Raw genomic sequence first — 4,028 nt, forward strand, 5'->3', positions numbered from 1 at the left:
GGAAACTGTGTTGATGATGATGTAAGGTATGCCGGAGGTGAAATATAGGGTGGGAATGAATGTCCAAGGGGAGGTTGTTTGGTGTTTCATGGATTTGGGGATCGAACCGCCAAGACGCCAAGTGCGCCAAGAGAAGATTTAGAGAGTTGGCTTGCCTTGGGGTGTGATATTCCCAAGGCAAGTTTTTTTTAAATCTTTAATTTCTTTAACCTCCTAAGTGATGATACTTAAATAGTGGCAACGAAAATAAATATAAGATTATACTAAGAACTGAATTTTCATATACTTAGCTTTATGGATAAAGTTATTAGAACAGTAGCTGCTTTAGGATTACCAGGTGTAATACTTCTGATTGTGATGGCTACTACAGGACTAACTGGTGCACCTGCTATCACATCAGCTTTAGCAATTCTTGGTGGCCCAGTTGGTATGCTTGGAGGGATTGGGGCTTTATTAGCAGTTGGAAAACTGGGGGAACTCCTTGCCCAGTTTGGTATTGATCTTGTCATGATGCGTATATATGAGATTCGCAGTGAGAAGGAACCTGTAGAAAAACTTTGTCAGGAGATTGATAATTTACCATTTATTAGCAACGAGTTAAAACAAAAGGTCAAAAGAGTAATTGATAAACAAATTATCTTTGTTTTAACAGGTCGCACGGGAGTTGGAAAGTCTAGCACCGTTAATTCTCTATTAGATTGTGAAGTTGCTAAAGTTGGTAAATATGAACCTACTACAAATTCGTTAGAAACTTATGAACATGAATTAAATGGCATAAATTTCATCATAGTAGATACTCCTGGTCTCTGTGATGATTTAGAAGAAGCTGGTAATGACAAAAAATACTTAAATTTAATGAAACCAAAAATCCAAAAAATGGTTTCAATGTGGTTTGTAAGTAAGCTAGATGATACTAGAGTGACTAGTGATGAAAAACGAGTTATTAAGCGTCTTTCAAAAGAGTTTGGTAAGAAAGCCTGGGAATGCTCCGTAATTGTTTTTACATTTGCTAATTCTGTTCCTTCCTCAGAATATGAAGAAACTTTAAAGATAAGAACAGAATTAATCCGCAAAGAAATAGCTCAGTATGTAGGAGAAGATATAGCTCATCAGATTCCATCTATAGCTGTAGATAACCGAAGTAAAATAACGCCAGATGGCAAAAAATGGCTGGGAGAATTCTTCACAAAAGTATTTGTCAGAGCATCTGAATCTGGTTTAATAGCATTCGCAGCAGCAATGAAAGACAGTTTATTTTCTTCTTCAGGTGAAGCACGAATTCAGTTAGATGAAAATCAAAAAGCAGAAGTTAAAAAGAAGATTAATAAAGGTCTTATTGGAGGAATGGCTTCTGGTGGAACAGTTGTTGGTCTATTTCTTGGTCCTGGAGGAGCAATAGTTGGCGGTTTACTGGGTACTGTAGTAGGTCTGTGGCTAGAGTTAGATCGTAGAAATGCGTAACTTTCTGATTGTTGGACGTACTGGGGTTGGAAAATCAAGTTTCATTAACTCAGTTGTTGGCAAATCTATTGCTGAAACATCAAAATATGAAGCTTGTACTAAAATAATTAGGCATTATGATCATATTAGCCATTTAGGTGATACTTGCTTGATTGATACGCCTGGATTAGCAGAAGATGATATAGAGTGCGACAAAAAATATTTAGATTTGATTATTAATAGTGTTGATTTGAATACAATCGATACATTAATTTATGTTTCCCGCTTAGATGAAACAAGATTCCGTCCAGAAGAAAAAAGAACAATAAGCTTGTTGACAGAAAGATTAGGATCATTTATTTGGAATAAAGCTTGGCTAGTTTTCACTTTTGCAGCATCAGTTCCTAATGAAAATCGTGATATAGTTTCAAAAACCAGAAAATTACAAATTGAAGAATTTGTCAAAGCTATTACATCAGAATATAATCTTGATCCACCCTTTCAAGGATTTAAGGTAAAATTAAGAGTTGATAATAATTCAAAAAACTGGTCTTCAAAAAGTACGCCAATAACGTCCTTGGCGGAGCTTTAAAAAGAGCGATCGCCTGTAAAATCTCCACAGTGCGATCGCTCTCTCCTGACTCTGCGCCTATGCGTGAGATAAAAAAGCGATCGCACTTCTAAAACTCCACTATGCGATCGCCTGCAAAATTTTCATTGTGCGATCGCTTTGGCAATATAATTAAGACTGCGGTGTAACACTGCGCGGATCAACAACTACAATTGCAGAAAAACGTTTAAAGTCATCAATATTAAATGTAAGTAGATGTGTAATCTGGTGTGTTATCATCGCCGCAACTAAACGTGCATCATGCACCTTTTTTCCCATGACTTGGTATTTAACAATTAGAGATTCCCACTCACCAAAAATCGCACGTGTATCAAGGTGTAGTATAAATATCTTCTTGAGTTTATCAGTTTCTTCTACTGCTTGAGCCGTGGATAAACCTAAACCATTACTATTAATTGGTCTTGTAGCAACAGCCCAAAACTCAATGAGATTCTGTGGAATTATATATAATAATTCCCCTTGTCTCTTAAGCATCAAGATAGCTCTTTGAGTATCAAAGTGCATTGGGCTATTCTTCTGCACCAAACGCAGCAAAATATTAGTATCCACCAAATAGCTCATAACATTTCATCTTCTCTGGTGTAAATACTCTCTCGACTAATTGCTTCATCTGAAAGTGCTGGTGCTAAAGAAAAAGCAGGACTATTTATTAAATCTGTTAATATAGCTTCCCATTCTTCCTGAGTTGGTACTTGATAAAAAAAACTTTCTTCATGGCTGGTTAAACTGTTTTCAATCAGAGATGCAAGATAAGCTTCTACCGATAAACCTTGTGCAGCAGCTTCAGCAATGAGACGAGCCTCTATTTCTGGTTTCAATTGTAGCTGTATAGTCATTTGTTGTTTCCTAATTCCCTGAGTTATAGAAGTCTTCGTCTGGATCATCGCAAAAGTCTTCTCCCTCTAAGTCTGAGAATATATTTAATTCACTACCAGGTGCATAATTTCTAATAGCTGTGATTGCGGCTAGTGTTACTTGGCGTTTTTGCTCATCTTTGGTAAGTGAGTGTTTTTCTTGAAGAACCAATTGCAGGGCTGATTCAGCTATCTTCAGGCGATCGCTTATGCTCAAACTTGGAAGTGCTTGGAAAATTTCTTTGATTTGCATATAAGTTTCTTGAGTTAACCAAGCTGCGTAAAGTAAAGATTGACGAATATCCTCTGGCTCTAAATCAGGATATTCTTCTAAAATCTCCTCTACAGGTTTGCCATTAGCTACCAAATTAACCACCAATGAAACTGGAATCCGCATCCCGCGAATGCACGCTTGTCCCGCCATAATGTGAGGATTAAATGTAATTCTTTCCAGACCGAACATAAATTATTTTTTTGTAATATCTTCTAGTTTCTCATAAATTGCTTGAGCATAGAGGCGATAACTACAGTAGGCTAGGCAGTTCCAAAACTCTGCGATCGCTCTCTTTTTACTCTGCGCCTCTGTGGTAGCCTGCGGCAAGCCGATGCAGCGTCTACGTTAAAAAAGCGTAGGCGTTGGCATAGCCTCTCCAAGGTTGCCCGCCGTACCCCTACGGGGATCTACGCGTAGCGTCTCCAAGAGTTGGCATCACCTGAAAAATCTCTACTCTGCGATTATGATTAATTTGGAAAAAAGTCAGAATCTAAGGTTTCATCAACAGAAAAAGGATAGTCTTTAGGAAAAATAGACAGAGGAAGTCCTGTTTCAATAGATGCTTCTTTTCGAGCATGTTGGTAACAACTGTCAAAAACTTCCGTGTAATAGTATTTTAAGCTCGGACTATCGACAAATGCTTCTTGTAACCTTTGACGATGTTCATAGATTGTATATAACCAGCTATTGGATCGGTTCTGGGGTTGAAATTTATATTTGAGAAGGTGCATTAAAAGCACTCTAAGATTACTCCTTAAAGCATTTTTATCGCTTCTTCCCATACTTTCAATTTCTTCAATTAAATTTTCTAACTCTAATTCTAAAAACT

Annotated in this window: 6 protein-coding genes and 1 pseudogene; 2 read left to right on the forward strand and 5 right to left on the reverse strand. The window is 37.3% G+C overall.

What is annotated here, in order from left to right:
- Window positions 1-294 precede the first annotated feature (294 nt).
- Both LC574_RS29795 and LC574_RS29800 read left to right on the forward strand, forming a co-directional pair.
- Entirely contained in the window at window positions 295-1,461 is a 1,167-nt protein-coding gene (locus LC574_RS29795) for a GTPase (RefSeq protein ID WP_229457220.1), read from the forward strand.
- Window positions 1,454-2,032, forward strand: a complete 579-nt coding sequence (locus LC574_RS29800; RefSeq protein ID WP_229457221.1) for a GTPase — start codon at window positions 1,454-1,456, stop codon at window positions 2,030-2,032. Before LC574_RS29795 ends, LC574_RS29800 begins: the two co-directional genes overlap by 8 nt.
- 150 nt (window positions 2,033-2,182) lie before the next feature.
- Here the strand turns inward: LC574_RS29800 and LC574_RS29805 are convergent, their stop codons facing one another.
- The 5 genes and pseudogenes from LC574_RS29805 to LC574_RS29820 form a co-directional block, all read right to left on the reverse strand.
- On the reverse strand, window positions 2,183-2,632 hold the full coding sequence (locus LC574_RS29805; RefSeq protein WP_229457222.1) for a PIN domain-containing protein: 450 nt from the start codon (window positions 2,630-2,632) through the stop codon (window positions 2,183-2,185).
- Window positions 2,629-2,907: a hypothetical protein gene (locus LC574_RS29810; protein WP_229457223.1), complete on the reverse strand. Its 279-nt coding sequence runs from the start codon at window positions 2,905-2,907 to the stop codon at window positions 2,629-2,631. The genes LC574_RS29805 and LC574_RS29810 overlap by 4 nt, the downstream gene beginning before the upstream one ends.
- 277 nt (window positions 2,908-3,184) lie before the next feature.
- Window positions 3,185-3,388, reverse strand: a pseudogene (locus tag LC574_RS29815) (DUF433 domain-containing protein); the annotation flags it as partial.
- Window positions 3,389-3,391: 3 nt separating this feature from the next.
- Complete coding sequence (locus LC574_RS38305; RefSeq protein ID WP_267871715.1) at window positions 3,392-3,526, reverse strand: hypothetical protein; 135 nt, start codon at window positions 3,524-3,526, stop codon at window positions 3,392-3,394.
- 140 nt (window positions 3,527-3,666) lie between these two features.
- Window positions 3,667-4,028, reverse strand: a 362-nt coding sequence (locus LC574_RS29820) for a DUF29 domain-containing protein (RefSeq protein WP_229457224.1), incomplete at its 5' end; no start/stop codon positions are given.

Source organism: Nostoc sp. CHAB 5715, from assembly GCF_020829685.1.
Taxonomy (GTDB): Bacteria; Cyanobacteriota; Cyanobacteriia; order Cyanobacteriales; family Nostocaceae; genus Nostoc.

Excerpts from the sequence above, each read along its gene's own strand:
- LC574_RS29795 (WP_229457220.1), top strand. The coding sequence starts at position 295 with ATGGATAAAGTTATTAGAACAGTAGCTGCTTTAGGATTACCAGGTGTA.
- LC574_RS29800 (WP_229457221.1), top strand. The coding sequence starts at position 1,454 with ATGCGTAACTTTCTGATTGTTGGACGTACTGGGGTTGGAAAATCAAGT.
- LC574_RS29805 (WP_229457222.1), bottom strand. The coding sequence starts at position 2,632 with ATGAGCTATTTGGTGGATACTAATATTTTGCTGCGTTTGGTGCAGAAG.
- LC574_RS29810 (WP_229457223.1), bottom strand. The coding sequence starts at position 2,907 with ATGACTATACAGCTACAATTGAAACCAGAAATAGAGGCTCGTCTCATT.